Here is a 23519-nt window from a genome sequence, read left to right on the forward strand (position 1 = left end):
ACCTGAACGATTGAGCCCCGATACAAACCAAAGCTTTAAATCTATATGAGAATTACTATAAATTACGCAATTGAATCTGCCACCATCGTGCCATGTCCGTTTCAGGCATGCCGGGGTGGCACAGGGATAGCTGGCGCAGTCATTGCGCACGGGAGTCATGTTGGAAAACTACTATCGCGAACTGGTGTGTTTCCTGAACGCCAGGCTAGGCAACCGCCAGGCGGCCGAAGACGTGGTGCATGACGCTTATGTGCGGGTGCTGGAGCGCGTCAGCGATACGCCCATCGAGCAACCCCGTGCGTTCCTTTATCGCACCGCGTTGAACCTGGTGATCGACGGGCATCGGCGCAACACCTTGCGCCAGGTCGAGTCCCTCGATGTCCTGGACAGTGAAGAACGCTTCTTCACGCCATCGCCCCACACCAGCCTCGACCATGGCCAGCGCCTGGACATGCTGCAACGCGCCCTGGCCGAGCTGCCACCGATGTGCCGCGAGAGCTTTCTGCTGCGCAAGCTCGAAGGCCTGTCCCACCCGCAAATCGCCGAGCGCCTGGGCATTTCCAGGGCGTTGGTGGAGAAACACATCGTCAACGCCATGAAGCATTGCCGCGTTCGTGTGCGGCAGTGGGACGCGACCTGATTCGTCCCTCGCCGGTCGCAAGGCGGTAAATTTTTTTTCATTGTCCTCGTTCCACTCAACAGACGACTCGCCGGCGCTTGAAATGCCGGCCGGTTCCCCAGGCTTTCCGCGCCCTGTTGAGGGACTTTTCCAGAGGACACTGGACATGACACAGGCAATTGCATCGCCCATCGTTCACGACTTGATCGGCATTGGCTTCGGCCCTTCGAACCTGGCGCTGGCCATCGCGCTACAGGAACGAGGGCCGGTCCAGGGTGAACTGGACGTGCTGTTCCTCGACAAACAGGCCGATTATCGTTGGCACGGCAACACCCTGGTGACCCAGAGCGAACTGCAGATTTCCTTCCTCAAGGACCTGGTGACCCTGCGCAATCCCACCAGCCCGTACTCGTTCGTCAACTACCTCAAGCACCACGGCCGCCTGGTGGATTTCATCAACCTTGGCACCTTCTATCCGTGCCGCATGGAGTTCAACGACTACCTGCGCTGGGTGGCCGGGCACTTCACCGAGCAGAGCCGCTATGGCGAAGAAGTGCTGCGCATCGAGCCGGTGCTGCATGACCAGCAGGTCGAAGCACTGCGGGTGATTTCCCGCGGTGCCCAGGGCGAAGAGCTGGTGCGCGCCACGCGCTCTTTGGTGGTCAGTGCCGGTGGCACGCCGCGCATCCCCGATGCGTTCAAGTCGTTCCAGAACGACGCCCGGGTATTTCATCATTCGCAGTACCTGGCGCGCATGGCGAACCAGGCCTGCGTGAGCGGTCAGCCGATGAAGGTCGCCATCATCGGCGGCGGACAGAGCGCGGCGGAGGCTTTCATCGACCTCAACGACAGCTTCCCGTCGGTGCAGGTCGACATGATTCTGCGGGGCTCGGCCCTCAAGCCGGCGGATGACAGCCCGTTCGTCAACGAAGTGTTCTCGCCGGAGTTCACCGACCTGGTGTTCCAGCAACCCCACAGCGAGCGCGAGCGCCTGGTCAACGAGTACCACAACACCAACTATTCGGTGGTGGACATCGATTTGATCGAACGCATCTACGGGATTTTTTACCGCCAGAAAGTCTCTGGCATCGCCCGTCATGCGTTCCGCACCCTCACCACCATTGAGAAAGCCACGGCCACCGACGCGGGCGTGGAGCTGGCGGTGCGCAACAACGCCACCGGCGAGCTGACGGTACGCTGCTATGACGCGGTGGTGCTCGCCACCGGCTACGAACGCCAGATGCATCGCACCTTGCTGGAGCCGCTGGCGCAATACCTGGGGGATTTCGAGGTGGATCGCAACTACAAGCTGATCACCGATGAGCGCTGCAAGGCCGCGATCTATATGCAGGGCTTCTGCCAGGCCAGCCATGGCCTGAGCGACACATTGCTTTCGATCCTGCCGGTGCGCGCCGATGAGATCGCCGGCTCGCTCTATGAGCACGCAAGGCATCGTGGCCAGGGGCATTCGGTGCGAGACCTGAAGCTGGCCACGGCTTAAGTCTCACCGAGCTTGCACATTCCTCAGGAAATTCTTGAGAAACTTCCTACACTCATCTTACGTCCCTCTCGGTAGCCCCGGGAGGAACGTAAACGGTTCGCTGTTCCCTCGCATTGGCAGTCCGAACCGATCAGCCGGTCGCTGAAGTAGCGTTCCGGGCCGATTTCGCCAAGCGAAACCTGATCGAATGATGCTGTTGCTGCGCACGGGCCTGGCGGCGATATGGCTGGGTCTATCCTGTATGGCGCCACAGGTGGGCGCTAAACCCGAGTCGCTGCAGGTGCTCGGACGATCCACTGTGAGCGATTATTCGGTGAGCCTGGACGAAGCCGACTGGGCCTGGCTGCGGCGCAAGGGCACGTTGCTGCTGGGCACCTCGGCACCGGATTATCCGCCGTTCAGCATCACCGGCAATGGCAACGATTACGAAGGCTTGACCGCTGACTACGCCCGGTTGATGGGGCAGTTGTTGCACGTCGAGGTGCGGGTGCAGCGGTACGCCTCGCGGGATGCATCGCTCCAGGCCCTGCGCAGCGGGGAAATCGATATGCTCGGCACCGCCAATGGCTTCGAGGCCAGCGATCCGGGGCTGGCGATGTCCCAGGCCTATGCCGATGACATTCCTACGCTGGTGGCCAGGGTCGATGCCGGCGACGAACTGCCCGCGGACCTGGCGGGCAAACGGGTGGCGATGCTGTATCACTACTTGCCCCCGGACAAGGTCGAGGCTTTTTATCCCGACGCCACTTTGCAGTTGTTTCCCTCGACCTTGAGCGCCATCGGCGCCGTGGCGTTCGGCCAGGCCGACGTCTACCTGGGGGATTCGATCAGCGCCCACTACCTGATCAGCAAGAACTACCTGAACAATGTCCAGCTGGTGGATCTTTCCCGCATGGAAGTGCAACCGTTCGCCTTCGCGGTCAGTCGTGGCAACAAGCAGCTGTTGCGCATCGTCAATGCCGCGTTACAGGCCATCCCCATCGGCGAACGCATGGGCATCCTGCGGCGTTGGAATGCCGGCGGGGCAAGCGTGCCGGGCCAGCAGGCGTTGCATTTCAGTGTGAATGAACAGCGCTGGCTCGATGCCCATCCGCGAATCAAGGTGGCTGTCAGCGAAAATTTCCTGCCGTTGACGTTTTTCGATGAGCACGGCCAACTCCGCGGCATCGGGGCCGATGTGCTGGCCAGGATCAGCTTGCGCACCGGCCTGAAATTCGACGTCCAGCATGGCGATTCGGTGGATGACCTGGTCGGCAGGATCACCAGCGGCAAGGCCGACGTTCTGGCAACCGCGATTCCCAGCGCGGAACTCGAAGACGAGTTGCGCTTTACCCGTCCGTACCTGACGAACCCCTTCGTGCTGGTGGTGCCGGTCAAGGCGAATGACTCGCTGACGATGGATCGGATGGCCGGCAAACGGCTGGCGCTGGTGCGCGGGAACATGCTGCGCGAATACCTGCTGGAGCAGTTTCCCACGGTGCAGTTGGTGCCGGCGCAGAACCTGGCCGAGGCCATGTCCATGGTCGCCACAGGCGCGGCGGACGGCGCGATCAGTTCGCTGATCAGCGCTCGCTACATGATTTCTCGCCAGTACCGCGAGAAGCTGCAAGTCACCAGCACCGTCGGCACGGTGCCCGCCCGCGTCGCGCTGGCGACCAGTCATGACGCAGCGCAGCTCTATTCGATCCTGGACAAGGCGCTGCTGAGTATTTCCCCCGAGGAAATGGATGAGCTGACCAACCGTTGGCGCAGTGAAGTGGTAATCGATGACAGCTACTGGCTGCGCCATCGCACCGCGATTGTCCAGGGTTTCGCCATCGCCGCGCTGCTGTTGCTGCTGGCATTGGGCTGGGTTGTCTACCTGCGGCGCCTGCTCGAGCAATTGCGCGTGGCCAAGGCCAGCGCCGATGATGCCAACCGGGCCAAGACCACGTTCCTGGCGACCATGAGCCACGAAATCCGCACGCCGATGAACGCCGTGATCGGCATGCTGGAAATGGCGCTGAAAAAAGCCGAGCAAGGCGTCATGGACCGGGCCGCCCTTGAAGTCGCGTCGAGCGCCGCCCAAGGCTTGTTGGATTTGATCGGCGACATTCTCGACATCGCCCGCATTGAGTCGGGGCGGCTGTCGCTGACACCTGAGCGCGCCAACCTGCGCACGATGGTCGAGGCCGTGGCGAGGATGTTCGAGGGCCTGGCCCGGCAAAAACAATTGAACCTGCGACTGGATGTGGACGCGGCGAGCAATCAGGACGTATTGATCGACCCGATGCGCTTCAAGCAGGTGCTCTCGAACTTGCTGAGCAATGCCATCAAGTTCACCGAGCAGGGCCACGTGCGCCTGGTGCTGCGAGCCGAACCGGGAAAGGGAGGGCAGCGCCTGGCCATCCGTCTGCGGGTCGAAGACACCGGCCGCGGAATTTCAGTCCACGACCAGCAACGCTTGTTCAGCCCCTTCGCTCAAGTCGGCGACAGCACCCAGGCGGCGCGCAGCGGTTCGGGGTTGGGGCTGGTCATCAGCCGAACCTTATGCGGCATGATGGGCGGCACATTGCTGCTCGATAGCGTGCCGGGACAGGGTACGCAGGTCGAGATCCGCCTGGAGTTGCCATTGCCTGAAACGGTGGGCGAAGCGCCGGTGGTGCAGACCGAGCCGGTGATGCCCGCACGGCCGTTGAACATCCTGGTGGTCGATGATTACCCGGCCAACCGGTTGTTGCTGGTCCAGCAAATAAACTACCTGGGCCACCGGCTGCGGGAGGCCGAGGACGGTGCCGAGGGGTTGCGGGCGTGGCGCGCCGGGCAGTTCGACGCCGTCATCACCGATTGCAACATGCCGCGGATGAGCGGTTATGAATTGGCCCGCGCCATTCGCGACGACGAGCGGGACCGAGGCCTGGCGCCGACCACGATTCTCGGCTTCACGGCCAATGCCCAGCCCGAGGAAAAGGCCCGTTGCCTTGCGGCGGGAATGGACGACTGTCTGTTCAAACCCATCGGCTTGAACCAATTGAACGCGCGTCTGGCATCGGTCGTGCCCAACGGTGCGGTGGAACCGCGTGTTGCTGACGCAGACTTCGACCTGACCAGCCTGGAACAACTGACCGGCGGCGACTGGGTTTCCACCCAGGGCCTGTTGCTGGAACTGATCGACAGCAATGGACAGGACAAGGCGCGGTTGCAGACATTATTTTCGCGCCATGACGTGTCCGGGCTGTCCGATCTGGCGCATCGGATCAAGGGCGGGGCCAGGTTGATCCAGGCACAGCGCTTGATTGCCGCTTGCGAAATACTGGAAAACGCCTGCCGCGCGGGCGAAACGTCATCGCTCGCTGCTGCGGCGGATGAGTTGCACGAGGTGATGGAGCACCTGACTGGGCGGCTCCAGGCTTACATGACAAGCAAGCCCATTGCGCAAGGCGACGCCGGCGCCATCGACCCTGCGCGCGACCGGCATTGATAGAAAACGCACACTGCCGCAGGTCGACAGGCGATTTTTCTTCCTGTTTTTGAGATTTGTCCTACAGCGTGCCTAAAGACCTTCCTCTAGCCTGACGCGACTTAACGTTCCCGAGCCGGTTCGTACCTGCCGCGTTGCCATTGGAATGCCTGCCATGCCAAATAAAGCTCTACGCATCATGATTGCCGATCCTGAGCATTATCATCGACTGCAACTAGAACGCCTGTTTAATCACCAAGGCTATTTCCGCATCGCTCCGGTGAGCGACGTGCATGAACTCCTGACGTTGGTGGACTGCGGCTGTGAGCCGTTCGACCTGGTCATCGTCAATGCCAGCGTGGCGGATGACGCCTTGGACCTGCCCGGATTCTTCCTCGACAACCCTCTGGTTCGTCATGCTTTGATCTACAACGCCCAGCAGGGCACCCCGGCGACTCGCCAGCCTTTTCTCCAGGTAAGCAACGCCCGACTGCCCGATGCGATTTCCGTGCAGCGCTTGATGAAAAGCGTCGATCCAGCGGCCAACGAACCGGTTCCGTCCTGGGCTCGCACCGTTGGACAGCGTCACGGAACCTGACGGCACCGTTAGTCCGCACTGTCAGATCTTACAGGTGGCTGGGTCAGCCATTTGTGTCACCGTCGATGCGGTCATGGCGTCGGCGCCGTTTGCATTGTCCCCGGGGAGTTGCCTTGAAAAACGTATTGATTGTGGACGATCACCCCGTCATCCGGGGGGCGCTGCGGCTTGTATGCCAGAACGAGGGATTCAGCCAGGTCACTGATGTCAGCGGCGTGGCCGATGCTCGGGCATGTATCAAGCAGGATATCCCGGACGTGGTGATCCTGGACCTGGTCATGAATGGTTTCGATGGCTTGGACCTGCTTGTCTGGATCACCGGCCAATTTCCCGGTTGCGCTGTGCTGGTGTTCACCTCCCAGGATGCCCAGCATTTCTGCAACCGCTGCATTTCTGCCGGGGCCAGGGGGTTCGTGACCAAGAAAAGTGACCTGAAGGAGCTGATAAAGGCCATCCACGCCTTGAAGTCCGGCTATTCCTATTTTCCGCAGATGTCCGTCAGGCTGGACTTTCAACAACGTTCCGAGCAGAAAGCACTCGAGAGTCTTTCCACCCGGGAGCTATCCATCCTGCGGATGCTGGCGATGGGCATGCGTGGCAAGGACATCGCCGAGACTTTGTTCCTGAGCCCAAAGACAGTCAGCACCTACAAGACCCGTTTGCTGGAAAAGCTCGGCTTGAGTTCCCTGGTGGGCCTGTCGGAATTTGCCAAGCGCAATCAGCTTTGAGCGTCAGAACCGAGTTCGCCCTCGCAGTGTCGATCGTCGTTCCATAGGTAGAACGCTAAGGCCGGTTTTTGCAGTCTGGTGCGTTATTGGTATGGGTTTTAAGCTGTGTCCATCGAATCTCAACCTTTGATTTGGAGACGCAGCTTGAAAAAAATCATAGGCCTCTATACCAGTCCAAGGCCGCATTGGGTTGGCGACGGCTTCCCGGTCCGTACGCTGTTTTCCTACGACAACCTGGGCAAGCACATCAGCCCGTTCCTGCTGCTGGACCACGCCGGCCCCAGCGAATTCACGCCCACCACCGAGCGCCGTGGCGTCGGCCAGCATCCTCATCGGGGTTTCGAAACCGTGACCATCGTCTACCAGGGCGAACTGGAGCACCGCGACTCTACCGGCAGTGGCGGCAAGATCGGCCCCGGCGACGTGCAGTGGATGACCGCTGCCTCAGGAATCATCCATGAGGAATTTCACTCCGAAGCGTTCGCCCGGCAGGGTGGCTTCATGGAGATGGTCCAGTTATGGGTCAACCTGCCAGCCAAGGAAAAGATGGCGCCGGCCGGCTACCAGACCCTTCTCAAGCAGGACATTCCGAACATCACGCTAGAAGATGCGGCCGGCAGCGTGCGGGTAATCGCCGGGCGCTTCGAGGGGCACCAAGGCCCGGCGAAAACCTTTACACCCATCGACGTCTGGGATATCCGACTGAACGCCGGGAAAGAGCTGACCCTGGACCTGCATGACGGCCACAGCAGCGCGTTGGTCGTGCTGCGAGGTTCGATCCAGGCCAACGGCCGCGAACGGGTCGAAGCCGGGCAACTGGCACTGTTTGATCGGGTAGGCGACCAGTTGAGGGTGCAAGCCAACAACGACGCGGTACTGCTGTTGCTCAGTGGCGAGCCGATCGATGAGCCCATCGTCGGCCATGGTCCGTTCGTGATGAACAGTGAGCAGGAAATCCACCGGGCCTTCGAGGATTTCCATTCCGGGCGCTTCGGCCGGATGGATGGCTAGTCAAGCAGCAACGCGAAACCATTGTGGGGGTGATCTCTACAGCCGCTTGAATCTGTGCCAATCTTCGCCAATCGCCTTCCTGGAGCTGTCCCGATGCTCGCCCCGATCACCGACCATCCGCTGCTGTGTGCCCTGGCATTGCTCGTGCTCGATTTGCTGGCGTGGCGGCTGGTCAGTGCCGAACGGACGTACTGGAAAATCGGCGTGCGGCTGGCGATTTTCATGTTGTTCAGCATGCTGCTGTTCAACGAAGGCCTCAACCCCATGCAGACCGCACAGTGGGTCGACGACGTACCTCGGCACCTGGCGGCGACCGGCCTGCAGATTGCGTGGTGGTTGTTCGCCGCGCGAACCCTGACGGTGATGATCGGCGCGGTCATGATGCAACGGGTCGGCCATACGGGACGGCTGTTGCAGGATCTACTGGGGGCGGTGATTTTCTTGGTCGCTGTCATCGCGGCGCTGGCTTATGTGTTGGATCTGCCGGTCAAGGGCGTGCTCGCGACGTCCGGCGCAATGGCGATCATCGTCGGCCTGGCCTTGCAGAGCACCCTCAGCGATGTGTTTTCCGGCATCGTGCTCAACACCACCAAGCCCTATCAAGTCGATGACTGGATTTCCATCGACGGCACCGAGGGCCGGGTCACCGACATCGACTGGCGGGCCACGCGATTGCAGACCTCCCAGGGCAGCATGGCGGTGATTCCCAACTCCTTGGCGGCGAAAGCCAAGATCGTCAACTTCAGCCGTCCCAGCGACATGCATGGCTTGTCCATCAGCCTCCAGATCAGCCCGCATGCGCGCCCACAAAAAGTGATCGAAGCGCTGGAGCGGGCAATGATCGGCTGCCGGGCGCTGCTCGCCAGCCCGGCGCCCAGCGTCACGCTCAAGAGCGCCGGCAGCGCCGGAGCGGAATACGAGATCAGCGGTTTTGTGGCCTCGATGGGGCAAAAACGCGAAGTCCGCAACCAACTGTTCGATCTGGCGTTCCGGCATCTGCATGCATCGGGCGTGAGCCTGCTGTCTACTGGCGAAAGCGCGGCGGCCGTGGCGGTGTCGCGTCCTCGGGCATTGCTGGAAAGCTCCAGCATCTTTTCCACGCTGCGCCCGGACGAGAAAGACACGTTCAGCCAGAACATGACCCTGCAGACGTTCCGCGCCGGCGACGTGATCCTGGCAGCCGGAGAGGTCAGCGACCACCTGTTCATCATTGAGTCCGGCGTGGTCAGCGCGAGCCTCATGCGTAATGGCCAGCCCATCGAGGGCGGGCGCATGGGGCCGGGTGAAGTCATCGGCGAAGCCGGGGTCGTCGCCGAGCAAGCGGCGTTGGCGAGTTTCACCGCGAAGACGTTCTGCACCCTGTATCGCATCGAGAACAGTTACCTCAAACCCTGTCTCGAGGCCCGTCGCGACATCGGCGACGCCATGAAAAACCTGTTGGACGTACGCATCCACCTGGCTCAGAACCTGACCCGTGACATACCCAAGCCGGTCGCCAAGAAGCGCTTTCTGCAATGGTTGCGCAGCCGGGCCTGACCTATCTCCACCGGCAGGCAACGACGCTTCATTGGTCACTCGAACTTCCCCACAATTGGCTATTTGTCCTGCGCCAGTGCAGGGCTAACGTAGCGCCACACCCAATTGTTCAGGAGTTCCCCCATGCAACCGCGTATCGATTTTTATGCCGCTTCCCCTGATGCCTACAAAGCCATGCTGGCCCTGGAGAACGCGGTCTCCAGATTGGGCCTTGAAAAGTCCCTGATCGAGCTGGTGAAGCTGCGCGCTTCGCAAATCAATGGCTGCGCGTTCTGCATCGATATGCACACCGCCGATGCGCGCAAGGACGGCGAGACCGAGCGGCGCCTGTATGCCGTGACCGCCTGGCGCGAGGCGCCGTTTTTCACCGGCCGTGAACGCGCCGCGCTGGCTTGGACCGAAGCCCTGACGCGCCTGAGCGAGACCCATGCGCCCGACGCCGACTACGAGCTGCTGAACGAGCACTTTACGCCCAAGGAAATGGTCGACCTGACCGTGGCGATCAACGCCATCAACGGTTGGAACCGCTTGGCGGTGGGCTTCCGAAAAATGCCGGAGGTCTGAAAAGCGAGGTAATACCGGCTCCCACAAAGGGTAATCAACAGCCTCTCAGGCTCCAGTCATCCCGCGCCGGGAACTTCGCCCGTTTGATCTTCTTCTACCTACAACAGGCGGCGTCAGCCGTCTTTTGCAAAGGAGTCGATCATGCAAGTTCAAGTCAACAGCAACCATATTGAAGGCAGTGCCCGTTTGCAGGAATGGGTTGGCAGTACGGTGGTGGACGCGTTGCAGCGTTTCGAAGATCAGTTGGCCCGCGTCGAGATTCACGTCAGTGATGAAAATGCCCAGAAGGGCGGTGCCGCTGACAAGCGTTGCCAGATCGAGGCACGCGTACAGGGCCATTCATCATTGTCGGTCAGTCACAAGGCCGAGAGCCTGGAGCTGGCCGTGGAGGGCGCTGCCGAGAAAATGCTGCACGCGCTCGATCATCAGATCGGCAAGCTCAACCCCGCCGTCGAATCGATGGGCCGCGTGACCGCACCCGTCGATGAGGCGCCGCCGGAGATGGTGGACGCCATGCTGGAGGAGGACTTCCTCGAAAACCAAGAGGCTCGTGGTAAAGAATAAAGGAGACGATCATGACCGCTCATCAACCCTTCAGCCGGCAGGTGCTGGCCGAGCTCCTGGCGTTCGACGAACAGCCGAGCCTTTCGTTGTACATGCCCACCCATCGCACATTCCCCGAGCGTAGCCAGGACCCGATCCGCTACAAGAACCTGGTGCGTGACCTGCAAACCCAACTTGAACAACAGCACCCTGGCATGGACTGCGCGCCGTTGCTGGCTCCGTTCCTGGCCTTGGTGGAGGACCAGGGTTTCTGGAATTCCAACCGCGACGGCATCGCGGTGTTCGGTGCCCGTGACTATTTCAAAGTCGTTTCGGTGAGCCAGCGCTTGCCGGAATGCGCGTTCGCCAACAGCCATCCTTATCTCAAGCCGTTGTTGCGTCTGGTGCAGTCCACCGAGCGTTACCAGGCGTTGTGCCTGACCCGCAATGAGATCTGGTTGTATGAAGGTTCCAGCGAGCAGTTGGAGAAAATCGAGCTGGCCGAACCGGTCCCGCGCAACCAGAACGAGGCGTTGGGCGATGAGCTGACGTCTGGTGACCAGCAGGGCTTCCCCAATGGTTTCAGCCGCAGCGGCGAGCGTGGCGATGCGATGATGCATGAGTCCGCCGGTGGCGGTAAGCAGGACGAAATCAACCTGGATCGCGAACGGTTTTTCCGCGCGGTGGACAAAGCCATCCTGCAACATCACTCGCAGCCTTCGGGCCTGCCGATGATCCTGGTGGCCTTGCCGGAAAACCAGGCAGTGTTCCGTGCCGTCAGTCATAACCAGCACCTGCTGACGCAGGGTATCGAGGGCGATCCTTCGCGGTTGAGCGTCGAAGAGTTGCGGGTCCAATGCGCCAAGCTCATGGCCCACAGTCACGCCGACCAAGTGGTCGATAGCCTGAATCGCTATGGCGTCGCGGTCGGCCAGGGACGCGCCCTGGACAAGCTGGCCGACATCGCCAAGGCCGCTTGGGAGGGCCGTGTCGCGATGTTGCTGGTGGAGGCGGAGCGCCAGGTTCCCGGCCAGCTGGACCCGGACAAAGGCCGGTTGATCATCGACGAGACGGGCGATGAACAGGCTCCGGATGTGCTGGACGAACTGATCCTCGCGGTGACGCGTCAAGGCGCTGAAGTGGTCGTGGTGCCGCCCGAGCATGTCATGCCGACCGACACCGGGGCAGCCGCGGTGTGCCGGTTCTGACCGATACGTGACGTAAGCCGCGCCCTGTGAGAGCTTGGTCGCGATGGCAGATTGTCAGTCATCCCTCGATGTCGACTGACCCGACGCCATCGCGAGCAGGCTCGTTCGAATGCGAAGCCCCTGGCACAGCGCGTTCACCGGTTTACGACTGCTTCGCAGCCGAGCGGGAGCAAGCTCCCTCGCCACGGGGACGTCTCAAGGCTTCAGACTTTCAACACCTTACCGCTAAACGCCACCGCCACCAGCGATAGCGCAATCAAGCAGAACGCGATGCCCAGGCTGCTGCCATGGGCGACGAAGCCGATCAATGCCGGCCCTGCGAGAATGCCGGCATAACCGATGGTGGTAATAGCCGGCACGGCGATGGCTTCGGGCATCAGCGTCTGTTTGCCAACGGCGGTGTACAGCACCGGCACGATGTTGGAGCACCCGGCACCGACCAATGCATAACCCAGCAGCGCGGCTTGCCACATGGGCGCGACGGTCGCCATCAGAAATCCCGCGGCGGCCATCGTTGCGCCGTAAATGATCACCCGCTTGGCCCCCAGTCGATGCACCACCGAATCGCCCGTCAGCCGGCCAATGGTCATGGTCAAGGCAAACGCGGCGTAACCCAGCCCGGCATAAGCGGTATCCACTGCGCGTTCGGCGGTCAGGAACACGGCGCTCCAATCCAGCACCGCGCCTTCGGCCAGGAACACGATAAAGCACAGGATGCCGATAAACAGCACCACGCCGTGGGGAATGGCAAACGCCGGCCCAGCACTTTCACTGCCATAGGGCAGCAGGTGCGGCGCTGCCTTGAACAGCGCCACCAACAGCACGCCATTGACGACAAGCGTCGCCGCCAGCGGCGAAAGTCCCAGGCCGAGCAGGGCGCTCACACCGGCGGCGCCAATGATCCCGCCGAGGCTGAACATGCCGTGGAAACCCGACATCATGGTCTTGCCGCTGGCGCGCTCGACGATGACCGCTTGCAGGTTCACCGTCGAGTCCACGGTGCCGAGCCCGGCGCCAAACAGGAACAACGCCGCCACCAGCCACGGCAAGGAACTCATGGTCGCCAGCAATGGCAGCGCCAGGCAGACCAGAAGCGTGCCGCCACTGAGTACTCGACGGCAACCGAACCGTGTCGCCAGCGCGCCGGAAATCGGCATCGCCAGGATCGATCCGACTCCAAGGCATAGCAGCAGCAAACCGAGGGTGCCTTCATCGAGGTTCGCCCGCACCTTGGCATAAGGCACCAGCGGTGCCCACGCGGCGATGCCGATTCCGGCGATGAGGTAGGCGACACGGGTGGACATCTGCTCCAGGCGCCCTGGAACAAAGGTAGGTGGAGGGGTGATAGCGGTCATGAATCGTCCTTGGCGTTCGTGCGGTGCGGTCAAGCGGGCAGGGAGGCGCCTATGCTTGCATATCCACTGACCGCACCGCGACCCCAACGTGCCAAGGCACTGGACGTGTCCTGTCGGAACCCGCGCGAGTCATCGCGCGTGATACAACCTGAGGCTGATCACATGGTCAGCCTCCACCTCGAATTACACCAGGGCGGTGGGGACGTCGGATTCTGCATCGAAGCATTCGACGACCACATTCCGGGCCGACGTTCCATGAACCGACAAGCGTAGGGCTTTGCGCAGCAACCGCTTGATCTGAGGTTGGACCGGGATGGGCGGACGGCCCTTGCGCACCCGTTCCCAAAAGTCCAGCGTCGCTTCCCGGGGCGTGGGTGGCGGTGGCGAGGCGAGGCCCGCTTCTGCGAACAACCGATTGAGCTGATCGGCCGCGGAGACGGCTCGCGGAAAACCCGCGAACGCCGAGGCCTGTACCACCAGCTCAATCATCTCTCCCGGCGCCAACCCTGATGCGAGCCCGGTTATCAAATGCACGCTAAGGGGAGGACCGACCATTCCGGCCGCCACGATGGCGGCCAGCGTTGCGCCTTCTCGCAGGCGCGGGTCGAGGCCGGGACGACTCTGCAAATGACCGTACACCACACCGACGGCGAGTTCGCCAAGCGCCGGAGCAGCGTGGAACAACGCGTCGAGGCGCGCGCCGCCGTCGGGTACCAGTTCGATGAAGTGTTTTCGGCCTTCGCTGTAGAGCTCTGCCATGGGCGTTGAGGTGCGCTTGTCTTTCATGATGAGTCCTTGTCCGGGCGTGACTTGCCTACGTTACGAGCTAGCCAGCCAAGTCGCACCTGTCGGACCTTACAGGTGACGCCCCGGTGTTTTGCGTGTACCGAACCGGCATTGCAGCATTTCCATCGGCAGATCCGATTGGCGCTGGAGGATGTGCAGAACCGATGACAGGGTTATTGATGCTATATCCGTGTGTGCTCGGTCGGTGGATTGGCCTAGAGTAGCGACTTCCCCAGGCTTATTCCGGACCGACGCATGGCACAGTTCTACGACGCACGCGGCAATGTTTATGGAGTCGTTTCCCCGCAGCAAATCCGTGCCGAGGGGATCGATCTTCCGCCGTCTGCCGTCCAGGCAGCGCGAACGCGCCAAGCCTGGAGTTGTGCCGCGGTGCAGGATTTTTGCGCATGGGCGCCGGGCGAAGCGCCGCCGGATGCCAAGGCCCATCGCAGTGATGGCCTGCTGATTGGCCCGTTCCAGGACGAGCCGCCATTCGATGTGTTGATCGTTAATACCGATGGAACGCTGGCCGAGCGCAGTGGCAATGGCTTGACGATTTTTTCCCTGGCCCTGCAAGAGCGAGGTCTGCTGCCGGAGGACATGGACTTTTTGCTAAGGGTCCATCACGACAAACCCGAAGGTGTCTCACCGCTGCAAACGACGGTTCGCGCCGCCGAGTTCGAAGGCGTGCAAGGGTTCTGGCTGGATCTGGGCAAACCGCTGTTCGGACCCCGCGCCGTCGCTGCCCAAGGGGTGGAAAAAGTAACGTCCGGCCGGTGCGAAACAAGCCGGGTGCCTGCGCTTCATGCGTTGGATCCGGCGTGGGGCAATAGCCAGTTCGTGCGCATCGGCAACCCCCACTGCGTGACGTTGGTCGATGACGTGGAGGCATTGCCGAATCTTTCACAGATGCGCGCGCCGATGCTGTCGCAGAGCCTGACCGCCATTGCCTATGCCACCCCCGGCGGGGCGGGCGATCCTTGTCCGGCGGGGATCAATCTGCAATGGGCGTGGCGCGCGGGCGAAGGGCAAGTCGCGGCGCGGGTGTTCGAGCGGGGCGAAGGCCCTACCGCGTCATCAGGCACCAGCGCCAGCGCCGTGGCCAGTGCCGCCTGGCGGTTGGGGTGGGTGAGGGCGGGGGTGGTGAGGGTGGTGATGCCCGGCGGTACGGCGCCGATCCTGCTGGAGGAAGAGGCAGGCGAGCTGGTGCGGGTCAGGTTGTTTGGCGCGGCGCGGCCGATGACGTCTTCGCGAGCAAGCTCGCTCCCACAGTAGATCTCCAGCGGGCGCAGATTTCAGGTATCACACCAATCCCCTGTGGGAGCGAGCCTGCTCGCGATGGCGTCAGCTCAGCCGCATAGATATCAACCGACAGCCCCCTATCGCGAGCAGGCTCGCTTCCACAGGTATAGGGGATTTCAGGTCTACTGCGGCCCGAACTCTACCACCGGCATCTGCCGCTTCATCAGCACTTCGCCTTTGCGAATCGAGTAAAGCGGCAGGCCCTGGCTGCGGATCACTTCGTAGTCGCTGTCGGCCGAAAGGACCAGCAGGTTCGCCGGACGCCCAGGCTCCAGCCCGTAGCGCTCGCCCAGGGCCATGGCCTTGGCACTGTTGTCGGTGACCAGGTCCAGGGCGCTTTGCAGGTTGCGATAGCCGAGCATATGGCAGATGTGTAGCCCGGCTTCGAGCACGCGCAAGATGTTGCCATTGCCCAGCGGGTACCATGGATCGACGATCGAATCCTGGCCGAAACACACATTCATTCCGGCTTCGAGCAGTTCATTGACCCGGGTGACGCCGCGACGCTTGGGGAAGTTGTCGAAGCGTCCTTGCAAATGGATGCTTTCGGTCGGGCACGATACGAAGCTGATTCCAGAGTGGCCGAGCAGGCGGAACAGCTTGGCGCAGTAGGCGTTGTCGTAGGAGCCCATCGCCGTGGTATGGCTGGCGGTCACCCGCGCGCCCATGTCGCGACTGCGCGCTTCTTCGGCGAGCACTTCGAGGAAGCGCGAGTGTGGGTCGTCGGTTTCATCACAATGCACGTCCACCAGGCAGCCGGTGCGCTCGGCCAGGTCCATCAGGAACTTCACCGAACTGACACCCTGGTCGCGGGTGTATTCGAAATGCGGAATGCCCCCCACCACGTCGGCGCCCATGCGGATCGCTTCTTCCATCAGCTCGCGGCCGTTGCGGTAGGACTCGATGCCCTCCTGGGGGAACGCGACGATTTGCATGTCGACCAGATGGCGGCTTTCCTCGCGCACTTCGAGCATTGCCTTGAGCGCCGTGAGCGCCGGATCGGTCACGTCGACGTGGGTGCGCACGTGTTGGATGCCATGGGCGGCCAGGGCCTGGAGAGTCTTCTTGGCGCGGGTCTTGGTGTCTTCTTGGGTGATGGTGGCCTTGCGTTCGCCCCAGCATTCGATGCCCTCGAACAGCGTGCCGCTCATGTTCCAGCGCGGTTCACCGGCGGTCAGTGTGGCGTCCAGGTGTATGTGCGGCTCGACGAAAGGCGGCACCACCAGGTTGCCTCCGGCATCAATGTCTTCGGGGCCCAGGCTGGGGGCTTCGGTCTGGCGGGCGATGCTGGCGATCAGGCCGTTTTCCAGGTGCAATTCATGCAAGCCTTCGCGGTTGCGCAGGCGGGCGTTGATGATGTGCATCAGGCGAATCCTTTAGAGGTCTTGTAGGGGCGCGTCAGCGGTGCGAGTGCCTGTTACGCCGATCAATAGCACATACGTTAGCGCGCCGGTGGCGATTCCTACCAGCGGTGCGATCCATGGCGAATTGAACGCCGCAACGGTGCCGACGGCATAGGCACCCAGCCCAGGCCAATTGAACGCAGGCAGTTGCGCCTGCGCCAAGCGAGGATAGCGCCCACGCCAGCGGAAGAAGAAGTCGGCCATGATGACCCCGCCAATCGGTGGAATCACGGTGCCGAGCAGGATCAGGTAAGGCACCAGCAAATCGTACATGCCCAGCAACGCCAACAGGGTGCCGATCGCGGCGCCGACCAGCGTGACCGCCCTGCGTCGGCGAGTGCGCAGCAGGTTGCAACCGGCCACGGCGAAGTTGTAGATGGTGTTGTCCTGGGTGCTCCAGATATTGAGCAGCAGCATTGCCATCGCGGCCATGGCGAAGCCCTGCAACAACAGGACTTCGACGACGTCGGGCTGCTGGTAGACGATGGCACCGTATGCGCCGATCAACACCATCAGGCCATTGCCCAGGAAAAAGCCGATCAGGCTCGCCAGCACCGCGACCTTCGCCGAGCGGGAAAAACGTGTCCAGTTGGTCGCCTGCGTGGCGCCGCTGACGAACGTGCCGAAAACCAGGGTGATTGCCGTAGACCAATCCAGATTACCCGTTGGCACAACCGCCAGCAGGCCATCGAGGCCGCCGACCTTCTGCGTCGCGACCCACATCGAGAGCATCAGCAACAACAGCATGGCCGGTACGGCGATGTACGACAGGATCTCCAGCCCGCGATAGCCGATATAAGCCGTGGCGCAGAATCCCAGGCCGAACAGCACCATCAGCCCCAGCACCGTGCCCTGGCCCAACTCGAAGTACTTGCCCAGCACCACCGCAGCGGTGGCCGTGCCCCAGGCGTACCAACCGATCTGGGTAAAGCCCAGGATCAGATCGCTGAGCTTGCTGCCTACTTCGCCAAAACAGAGGCGGCCCATCAACACTGAATTGAGCCCGCTCTTGAACGCGATGTAACCCAGGCCCGCGGCATAAAGGCCCAGCAACAGATTGCCGATGACGATGACGCCGAGCATGTCCGCGAAACCGAACGCCACGCCCAGCTTGCCACCGGCAAACATGGTGGCGGTGAAAAACGTAAAGCCCAGCAGCACCATGGCCGTGGAAGCCAGGCCCTTGCGTGCGCTCATCGGGACTTCACTCAAGGGGTAGTCATTACCGGGATCGTTCTGGGTCATGTGGCGGGTCCTTGCGGAGAGAGAAAAAGCGCAAGCGTGCAGCGGCCGTGCCAAGCGAGCGATCGCCGGTTATTTATAGACAATCCCGTTGGGTTGGGTGGGTTTCGAGGAACAAAAGTGGTGCAGGGATGGTTCACGTTGGAACACGGAGGGGCCGTGTGGGAGCGAGCTTGCTCGCGATAGCGTCAGGTCAGCCACATTCCCATCAACTGACGAATCGCTATCGCGAGCAAGCTCGCTCCCACACCGTAAAGATTTCAGGTAGGGGAAAGCGGCCCTAAGAACCGCAACACCGCCGCGACGATGGCTTCCGGCGCATCCTCCTGAACCAGATGTCCAGCGTTCGGCACGGCCTGAAACAGCGCCCCCGGAATCATTTTGTGCAGCGCGCGGCCACGCTCGATGGGGATCCACTGGTCATCTTCACCCCACAATATCTGGGTCGGGCAGCGTACGCTGGGGTACAGCCCTTCGACCTCACGGGTGTAGCGCTCGTCCATCTGCGCAATCTGCCGGTAGAAGGCCGCCTGGCCCGGATCGCCAAGCCACGGCTTCACGTAGGGCGCCAGTTCTGCGTCGCAGATGTCTCGTTTCATCGCGCCGCGGACATAGGTCGGCACGATAGCGCGCTGGATGTAATCGGGCAGGCCGCTGAACGCCGCTTCATGCTGGCGCACATGCTGGACGAAAGGCGAACCCCAGGGCGACAGGGCCACCGGGTCGATCAGGGTCAGGCTTCGGTAATCCTTGCCATCGAGCAGATGTGTACGCAGCGCGGTGGCGCCGCCAAAGTCATGGGCCACTACGTCTGGACGCTCCAGGTTCCAGTGTTCCAGCAATTGGGCAAGCAGTGTGTTCTGCACGCCCAGGGACACGTCGGCGTCCGGTTGCGCAGATTGGCCATACCCCAGCAGGTCGAAGTAGTGCACTTTGTGCGTGGCGAAGAAGAGCGGGGCGATGCGGTGCCACACATGGGAAGAAAAGGGCGTGCCGTGGACAAACACCAGCGGCGGGCCGTCGCCGTGGATGGCGTAGCGGACGGGGTGTCCGTTGAACTGGTAGACCTGATCCAGCGGCCAATGGGTCATGATCGTATCCTCTTGGCATGTTTAAGCCAGAGAGCATAGACACAAAAGCTGCAGCTCCCTCGCCACAGCAGGTTTGGTTACTCTCCGTGATAGATGCAGCCGCTGGTGCAGGTCTCGTGGATGCGAATGGCGCTGAGTTCCGGCAGCAGCGGCTTCAACTCATTCCAGATCCACTTGGCCAGGACTTCGCTGGTCGGGTTTTCCAGGCCAGGAATGTCGTTGAGGTAGTTGTGGTCCAGGCGCTCGTAGAGCGGCTTGAAGATCGCCTTGATTTCCGAGAAGTCGCGAATCCATCCCGTGTGCGGGTCGATGTCACCGCTGAGGTGGATAGCCACCTTGAACGAGTGACCGTGAAGACGGGCCGCACTTGTGGCCTTCGGGTACGTGGGGCAGGCGGTGGGCGGATTCGAAGGTGAATTCTTTGAAGATTTCCACAGGTTCAGGCTCTTTAAGGTAGCGGTCGCGAGGCAGGCGGCGGAGTTTATCAGGTTGATCCGTGTGATGCGCGAGCATGCTGACTAAAGGGTCAGCAAACGCTCGCCCCATCCACCGTTGGCCGTCAGTTCAAGGAACTCATCGCCGAGCCGGCGGCTTTCGTCCATCGCCGTGCGCCAGTATTTACGGCGGCTCGGGTCATCGCCCATGAAGCGCTTGAAGTCGTTGCGATCCGGCAGTTTGCCGTAGGGCAGGCGAGCCAGGTATTCGCGCGATGGCGCGAGCAACAGCACGTTCTGGAGGCGTTCGGCGTTGCCCCTGCGCCATGGCAGGCCCTTGTCGAACCAGCCGGGAATGACCCGATCGGTGAAGTGTGGATAGAGGACTATGTCGTCGCCGCTGTAGGGCAGGTCGAGGTGATAGTCCAGCAGACCGCCGTCGCGGTAGGTGCCGGCGCCGGCGCCGGGGAGGTCGCGCACGCCTTCCATTACCATCGGGATCGAGCCCGACGCCAGCAACGCCTGGCGCAGGTTATCGGCGGCCAGCGGCACGAAGCGCGACGGGAAGTCTGTCAGCGGATTCAGCGGAGGCGCCAACCGAGGATCGTGTACGATCAGCCGCTCAAAATGCCGCGACAAGCGTGCGCGGCCCCGCAAGTTGTCGGCAATCACCGACGACAAGCCCAGGCCCAGCCGGCCACGGTGGTCCAGTGCCAGCAAGCCGTGGCTCTTGACCACCATGATATTGAGCCGGTAGAGCGGGTTGTCGAGGATCGTCAGGTCCCGGCCTTCCAGCAGGTCGTCGAGCATGCGCTGGGAGCTTTGGCTGACGCCGGCCATGGTCACGCCTTTGGCGAAGCTCTGTTCGTTATACAAAGTGCCCAGGCGCCGGATACCCTCGGCGGCGTTCGGCAGACAGGCGCTGGCAAAGCGCCAGGAGCCAACCGAAGCGCCGATCAGCGACCGCTCTCGCGGCGCGGCGGGGAGCCATTCGCCGAACAGGGCCAGGTCCAATCCCTGGATGCCCAAGGCTTTCGGGCCACCGGCGGCACCCGGCAGGATGCCAACATCGGCGGCCTTGAGGCCCGCCTCGCGGATACGCTTGAAGGCGCGGGAGCCGGCCTTGACGGTGAGGGCTGGGAATTTGATATGGATGGCGGTCATACCGGTCTCTGATACTGGCAAGCGATGAATTATAACGACACAAAACCCCGTAGGAACGAGCTTGCTCACGATAGCGTCAGCCCAGTTGCATCGATGGCAACGCAAAAACCGCTGTTGCCAGCAGGCTCGCTCTCAATTGATGTGTGTCCAATGATGGCAATTCAGTTTCAGTTAAGTTCATCCCGATAAAGTTTCCCGGTGAAGATTATAAGAAGGAGATAATCCGTGAACCGCCTGACTGCCTTTATTCTCGTGACGCTCATGGCCTTTGGCGCTGGCCTGGCTCAAGCACGAGATCTCCATCGCCATGAGATCAAAAAGCTGGTGGACGCTGGTACCATCCTGCCTTTTGACAAGCTCAACGAAGCGGCCCTGGCCGAACACCCTGACGGCACCGTGATTGATTCAGAGCTGGAAGATGAATACGGCAAGTACCGTTACAAGGTGGACCTGCGCGATGCGGATGGCATCGAATGGGAACTGGAACTCGACGCCGTCAGCGGCAAGGTGCTCAAGAATCATCAGGATACGTAATGAAGCTTAGTTTACGCGCCCGCAGCCGCTGGGCGCTGGCGCTGCTGGCGTTCTGTTCACTCGCCATGGCCCGGGACCTGGACCAGGACGAGGCCCTGCAACTGCGCCAACAGGGCGTGATCCTGCCGCTGGAGCAATTGCTCCAACAAGCGCTGGACCGCCATCCTGGCGCCAAGTTGCTGGAGGCCGAGCTGGAGGAAAAGCACGGCGTCTATATTTATGAGGTCGAGCTGCTGGATACCGACGGCGTAGTGCGCGAACTGGACCTGGAGGCCGCTACCGGCCGTTTACTCAAAGATAAGGAAGACTGATGCGCCTGCTCCTGGTGGAAGACCACGTTCCCCTGGCCGATGAGCTGATGGCCGGGCTTGCGCGGCAGGGTTATGCGGTGGATTGGCTGGCCGATGGTCGTGATGCGATCTATCAGGGCAGCAGCGAGCCCTACGACCTGATCATTCTGGACCTGGGCCTGCCGGGCGTTCCTGGGCTTGAGGTGCTGACGCAATGGCGAGCCGGTGGCCTGGCCACGCCGGTGTTGATCCTCACCGCCCGCGGCTCCTGGGCCGAGCGCATCGAAGGGCTCAAGGCCGGGGCCGATGATTACCTGACCAAGCCCTTTCACCCCGAAGAACTGCACTTGCGCATCCAGGCGCTGCTGCGTCGTTCCCACGGCCAGGCCAATCAACCGACGCTCCAGGCGGCCGGGTTGCACCTGGATGAAGGGCGCCAGTGCGTGATTCGTGACGGAGCGGAGATCCAGCTGACCGCCGCCGAGTTCCGCTTGTTGCGCTATTTCATGTTGCACCCCGAGCAAATCCTCTCCAAGAGTCATCTCGCCGAGCACCTGTATGACGGAGAAACCGAGCGCGATTCCAATGTGCTGGAAGTCCACGTCAACCACTTGCGGCGCAAGCTGGGGCGCAGCGTGATCGAAACCCGTCGCGGCCAGGGATACCTGTTCGGCGGGCAAACGCAGTGAGATCCATCCAACGGCGCCTGAGCCTTGGGCTGATCGGTGTGATGGTCGTGGTCGGCCTCGTCCTGGCGCAGACTAGCCTGTGGCTGTTTGAACTGGGCTTGCAGCGTTATCTGGAAGCGGGGCTGCGTAACGACAGCGAGAACCTGTTGGTGGCTTTGGTCCGTGGCCCGCAAGGTTTGCAGTTGGACGAGCGGCGCTTGTCACCGGCGTATCTGCGGCCGTTTTCCGGGCACTATTTCCGCATCGATTTCGCCAACGAGCATTGGCGCTCCCGCTCCCTGTGGGACCAGGAACTGCCCCGGCTCGACCATCCGGGCCTGCACAGCAATCTGCAACTGGGCCCCGAAGGCCAGAGGCTGCTGGTACTGCGCACCGACTATCGGCGCTTGGGCCAGGCGATTTCCATCAGCGTGGCCCAGGACTACACGCCCGTGCGCGACAGCTTCCTGAGGATGCAGCAGGTCGGCTTGGGGCTCGGCCTGGCCGGGTTGCTGCTGATCCTGTTACTCCAGCGCCTCACGGTACATCGCGCGTTGCGTCCGTTGGAAAAGGCTCGGGAGCAGATTGCCCAGTTGCAGCGCGGGCAGCGCTCGCAGCTCGATGAGCAAGTGCCCAGGGAGCTGGAGCCACTGGTGGCGCAGATCAACCATCTGCTGGCCCACACCGAAGACAGCCTCAAGCGCTCACGCAACGCCCTGGGCAACCTGGGCCATGCCTTGAAGACCCCGCTGGCGGTGCTGCAAAGCCTGGCGTCGAACGAAAAGCTCGACCCTTATCCGGAACTGCGCAAGTTGCTGCTCGAACAACTGGAGCAGGTTCGCCAGCGCTTGAACCGCGAACTCAATCGCGCCCGGTTGTCCGGTGATGCGTTGCCCGGGGCGCACCTGGACTGCGACGCCGAACTGCCGGGATTGCTGGCGACGCTGAACATGATCCATGGCGAGCATCTGCATCTGGCCTACGTCGGGCCGCCCGGCTTGCACCTGCCTTGGGATCGTGAAGACCTGCTGGAACTGCTGGGCAACCTGCTGGACAACGCGTGCAAATGGGCCGACGCCGAAGTGCGCCTGAGCGTGAGCGAGACGGTCGAGGGCTTCAGCCTGGTGGTGGAAGACGATGGGCCGGGCATCCCCGCGGAGCGCCGCGACCAGGTATTCAGCCGAGGCACGCGGTTGGATGAGCAAACCGACGGCCACGGCCTGGGGCTGGGCATCGTGCGCGACATCGTCGACACCTGGGGCGGGACGCTGGCGCTGGGTGACAGCGAGTGGGGCGGCTTGAAGGTCGTGATCGACTTGCCCAAGCGCTGAAACACGCTAATGGTGCCGCTGAGCCCTGGGGGAGCGAGCTTTTTCGCAATAGCGTCAGTTCAGCCAAATGAATATCAACTGACCCACCGCCATCGCGAGCAAGCTCGTTCCCACACTGGATCGGCAGTGAATGCGAAACCCGCCGCATGACCCTTGCAGCTTGCCGCCGCTT

Annotated in this window: 21 protein-coding genes and 1 pseudogene; 15 read left to right on the forward strand and 7 right to left on the reverse strand. The window is 62.0% G+C overall.

Annotated elements, in window-relative coordinates:
- The first annotated feature begins 157 nt into the window (after positions 1 to 157).
- The 10 genes from J3P90_RS08180 (at position 158) to J3P90_RS08225 (ending at position 11747) form a co-directional block, all read left to right on the forward strand.
- Positions 158 to 640: a sigma-70 family RNA polymerase sigma factor gene (locus tag J3P90_RS08180; protein ID WP_434676094.1), complete on the forward strand. Its 483-nt coding sequence runs from the start codon at positions 158 to 160 to the stop codon at positions 638 to 640.
- Positions 641 to 785: 145 nt separating this feature from the next.
- Positions 786 to 2120 (forward strand): lysine N(6)-hydroxylase/L-ornithine N(5)-oxygenase family protein, encoded by a 1335-nt coding sequence (locus tag J3P90_RS08185; RefSeq protein ID WP_434676095.1) that lies wholly within the window; start codon positions 786 to 788, stop codon positions 2118 to 2120.
- 187 nt (positions 2121 to 2307) lie between these two features.
- Positions 2308 to 5580 (forward strand): transporter substrate-binding domain-containing protein, encoded by a 3273-nt coding sequence (locus J3P90_RS08190; protein ID WP_434676096.1) that lies wholly within the window; start codon positions 2308 to 2310, stop codon positions 5578 to 5580.
- A gap of 154 nt (positions 5581 to 5734) precedes the next feature.
- Positions 5735 to 6157, forward strand: coding sequence for a response regulator (locus J3P90_RS08195; protein ID WP_420767834.1), 423 nt, complete (start codon positions 5735 to 5737; stop codon positions 6155 to 6157).
- 113 nt (positions 6158 to 6270) lie between these two features.
- Positions 6271 to 6885 carry a response regulator gene (locus J3P90_RS08200; protein WP_420767833.1) on the forward strand — a complete coding sequence of 205 codons (615 nt, stop codon included), beginning with the start codon at positions 6271 to 6273 and terminating at the stop codon, positions 6883 to 6885.
- A gap of 144 nt (positions 6886 to 7029) precedes the next feature.
- Positions 7030 to 7896, forward strand: a complete 867-nt coding sequence (locus J3P90_RS08205; protein ID WP_434676097.1) for a pirin family protein — start codon at positions 7030 to 7032, stop codon at positions 7894 to 7896.
- A 93-nt stretch (positions 7897 to 7989) separates the two neighbouring features.
- Positions 7990 to 9432: a mechanosensitive ion channel domain-containing protein gene (locus J3P90_RS08210; RefSeq protein WP_420767831.1), complete on the forward strand. Its 1443-nt coding sequence runs from the start codon at positions 7990 to 7992 to the stop codon at positions 9430 to 9432.
- Positions 9433 to 9555: 123 nt separating this feature from the next.
- The gene (locus J3P90_RS08215; protein ID WP_434648405.1) at positions 9556 to 9996 is read left to right on the forward strand and encodes a carboxymuconolactone decarboxylase family protein; all 441 of its coding nucleotides are present in this window, start codon (positions 9556 to 9558) and stop codon (positions 9994 to 9996) included.
- Between the two features lie 141 nt (positions 9997 to 10137).
- On the forward strand, positions 10138 to 10560 hold the full coding sequence (locus J3P90_RS08220) for an HPF/RaiA family ribosome-associated protein (protein ID WP_420767829.1): 423 nt from the start codon (positions 10138 to 10140) through the stop codon (positions 10558 to 10560).
- Positions 10561 to 10571: 11 nt separating this feature from the next.
- A complete protein-coding gene (locus J3P90_RS08225; protein ID WP_434676098.1) occupies positions 10572 to 11747 on the forward strand; it encodes a hypothetical protein in 1176 nt (391 codons plus the stop codon).
- Between the two features lie 203 nt (positions 11748 to 11950).
- Here the strand turns inward: J3P90_RS08225 and J3P90_RS08230 are convergent, their stop codons facing one another.
- Complete coding sequence (locus J3P90_RS08230) at positions 11951 to 13102, reverse strand: MFS transporter (protein ID WP_434676099.1); 1152 nt, start codon at positions 13100 to 13102, stop codon at positions 11951 to 11953.
- 183 nt (positions 13103 to 13285) lie between these two features.
- Complete coding sequence (locus tag J3P90_RS08235; RefSeq protein WP_434676100.1) at positions 13286 to 13888, reverse strand: carboxymuconolactone decarboxylase family protein; 603 nt, start codon at positions 13886 to 13888, stop codon at positions 13286 to 13288.
- A gap of 255 nt (positions 13889 to 14143) precedes the next feature.
- Here J3P90_RS08235 and J3P90_RS08240 point away from each other — a divergent pair, with 255 nt between their 5' ends.
- Entirely contained in the window at positions 14144 to 15163 is a 1020-nt protein-coding gene (locus J3P90_RS08240; RefSeq protein WP_434676101.1) for a diaminopimelate epimerase, read from the forward strand.
- Positions 15164 to 15312: 149 nt separating this feature from the next.
- Here the strand turns inward: J3P90_RS08240 and codA are convergent, their stop codons facing one another.
- The 5 genes and pseudogenes from codA to J3P90_RS08265 form a co-directional block, all read right to left on the reverse strand.
- On the reverse strand, positions 15313 to 16554 hold the full coding sequence (gene codA, locus J3P90_RS08245) for a cytosine deaminase (protein WP_434606911.1): 1242 nt from the start codon (positions 16552 to 16554) through the stop codon (positions 15313 to 15315).
- Positions 16555 to 16566: 12 nt separating this feature from the next.
- Positions 16567 to 17838, reverse strand: coding sequence for a cytosine permease (gene codB, locus J3P90_RS08250; protein WP_420765665.1), 1272 nt, complete (start codon positions 17836 to 17838; stop codon positions 16567 to 16569).
- A 257-nt stretch (positions 17839 to 18095) separates the two neighbouring features.
- Positions 18096 to 18926 carry an alpha/beta fold hydrolase gene (locus J3P90_RS08255; RefSeq protein WP_434648391.1) on the reverse strand — a complete coding sequence of 277 codons (831 nt, stop codon included), beginning with the start codon at positions 18924 to 18926 and terminating at the stop codon, positions 18096 to 18098.
- A 77-nt stretch (positions 18927 to 19003) separates the two neighbouring features.
- Positions 19004 to 19361, reverse strand: a pseudogene (queD, locus tag J3P90_RS08260) (6-carboxytetrahydropterin synthase QueD).
- Between the two features lie 83 nt (positions 19362 to 19444).
- Entirely contained in the window at positions 19445 to 20524 is a 1080-nt protein-coding gene (locus J3P90_RS08265; RefSeq protein WP_420765667.1) for a patatin-like phospholipase family protein, read from the reverse strand.
- A gap of 225 nt (positions 20525 to 20749) precedes the next feature.
- Here J3P90_RS08265 and J3P90_RS08270 point away from each other — a divergent pair, with 225 nt between their 5' ends.
- From J3P90_RS08270 to J3P90_RS08285, 4 genes are read left to right on the forward strand one after another with little or no spacing between them, the layout of a single operon-like run.
- Positions 20750 to 21058, forward strand: a complete 309-nt coding sequence (locus J3P90_RS08270; RefSeq protein ID WP_434559833.1) for a PepSY domain-containing protein — start codon at positions 20750 to 20752, stop codon at positions 21056 to 21058.
- Complete coding sequence (locus J3P90_RS08275) at positions 21058 to 21369, forward strand: PepSY domain-containing protein (protein WP_420765669.1); 312 nt, start codon at positions 21058 to 21060, stop codon at positions 21367 to 21369. The genes J3P90_RS08270 and J3P90_RS08275 overlap by 1 nt, the downstream gene beginning before the upstream one ends.
- A complete protein-coding gene (locus J3P90_RS08280; RefSeq protein WP_434559831.1) occupies positions 21369 to 22037 on the forward strand; it encodes a response regulator transcription factor in 669 nt (222 codons plus the stop codon). The genes J3P90_RS08275 and J3P90_RS08280 overlap by 1 nt, the downstream gene beginning before the upstream one ends.
- On the forward strand, positions 22034 to 23347 hold the full coding sequence (locus J3P90_RS08285) for an ATP-binding protein (RefSeq protein WP_420765671.1): 1314 nt from the start codon (positions 22034 to 22036) through the stop codon (positions 23345 to 23347). The genes J3P90_RS08280 and J3P90_RS08285 overlap by 4 nt, the downstream gene beginning before the upstream one ends.
- The last annotated feature ends 172 nt before the right edge of the window (positions 23348 to 23519 follow it).

Source organism: Pseudomonas sp. D3-10, assembly GCF_051132175.1.
Lineage (GTDB): Bacteria > Pseudomonadota > Gammaproteobacteria > Pseudomonadales > Pseudomonadaceae > Aquipseudomonas.

Coding starts and splice junctions, on each gene's coding strand:
- J3P90_RS08235 (WP_434676100.1), bottom strand. CDS start 13,888: ATGAAAGACAAGCGCACCTCAACGCCCATGGCAGAGCTCTACAGCGAA.
- J3P90_RS08215 (WP_434648405.1), top strand. CDS start 9,556: ATGCAACCGCGTATCGATTTTTATGCCGCTTCCCCTGATGCCTACAAA.
- J3P90_RS08195 (WP_420767834.1), top strand. CDS start 5,735: ATGCCAAATAAAGCTCTACGCATCATGATTGCCGATCCTGAGCATTAT.
- J3P90_RS08265 (WP_420765667.1), bottom strand. CDS start 20,524: ATGACCGCCATCCATATCAAATTCCCAGCCCTCACCGTCAAGGCCGGC.
- J3P90_RS08255 (WP_434648391.1), bottom strand. CDS start 18,926: ATGACCCATTGGCCGCTGGATCAGGTCTACCAGTTCAACGGACACCCC.
- J3P90_RS08220 (WP_420767829.1), top strand. CDS start 10,138: ATGCAAGTTCAAGTCAACAGCAACCATATTGAAGGCAGTGCCCGTTTG.
- J3P90_RS08280 (WP_434559831.1), top strand. CDS start 21,369: ATGCGCCTGCTCCTGGTGGAAGACCACGTTCCCCTGGCCGATGAGCTG.
- J3P90_RS08230 (WP_434676099.1), bottom strand. CDS start 13,102: ATGACCGCTATCACCCCTCCACCTACCTTTGTTCCAGGGCGCCTGGAG.
- codA (WP_434606911.1), bottom strand. CDS start 16,554: ATGCACATCATCAACGCCCGCCTGCGCAACCGCGAAGGCTTGCATGAA.
- J3P90_RS08240 (WP_434676101.1), top strand. CDS start 14,144: ATGGCACAGTTCTACGACGCACGCGGCAATGTTTATGGAGTCGTTTCC.
- J3P90_RS08185 (WP_434676095.1), top strand. CDS start 786: ATGACACAGGCAATTGCATCGCCCATCGTTCACGACTTGATCGGCATT.
- J3P90_RS08275 (WP_420765669.1), top strand. CDS start 21,058: ATGAAGCTTAGTTTACGCGCCCGCAGCCGCTGGGCGCTGGCGCTGCTG.
- J3P90_RS08210 (WP_420767831.1), top strand. CDS start 7,990: ATGCTCGCCCCGATCACCGACCATCCGCTGCTGTGTGCCCTGGCATTG.
- J3P90_RS08190 (WP_434676096.1), top strand. CDS start 2,308: ATGATGCTGTTGCTGCGCACGGGCCTGGCGGCGATATGGCTGGGTCTA.
- J3P90_RS08225 (WP_434676098.1), top strand. CDS start 10,572: ATGACCGCTCATCAACCCTTCAGCCGGCAGGTGCTGGCCGAGCTCCTG.
- J3P90_RS08180 (WP_434676094.1), top strand. CDS start 158: ATGTTGGAAAACTACTATCGCGAACTGGTGTGTTTCCTGAACGCCAGG.
- codB (WP_420765665.1), bottom strand. CDS start 17,838: ATGACCCAGAACGATCCCGGTAATGACTACCCCTTGAGTGAAGTCCCG.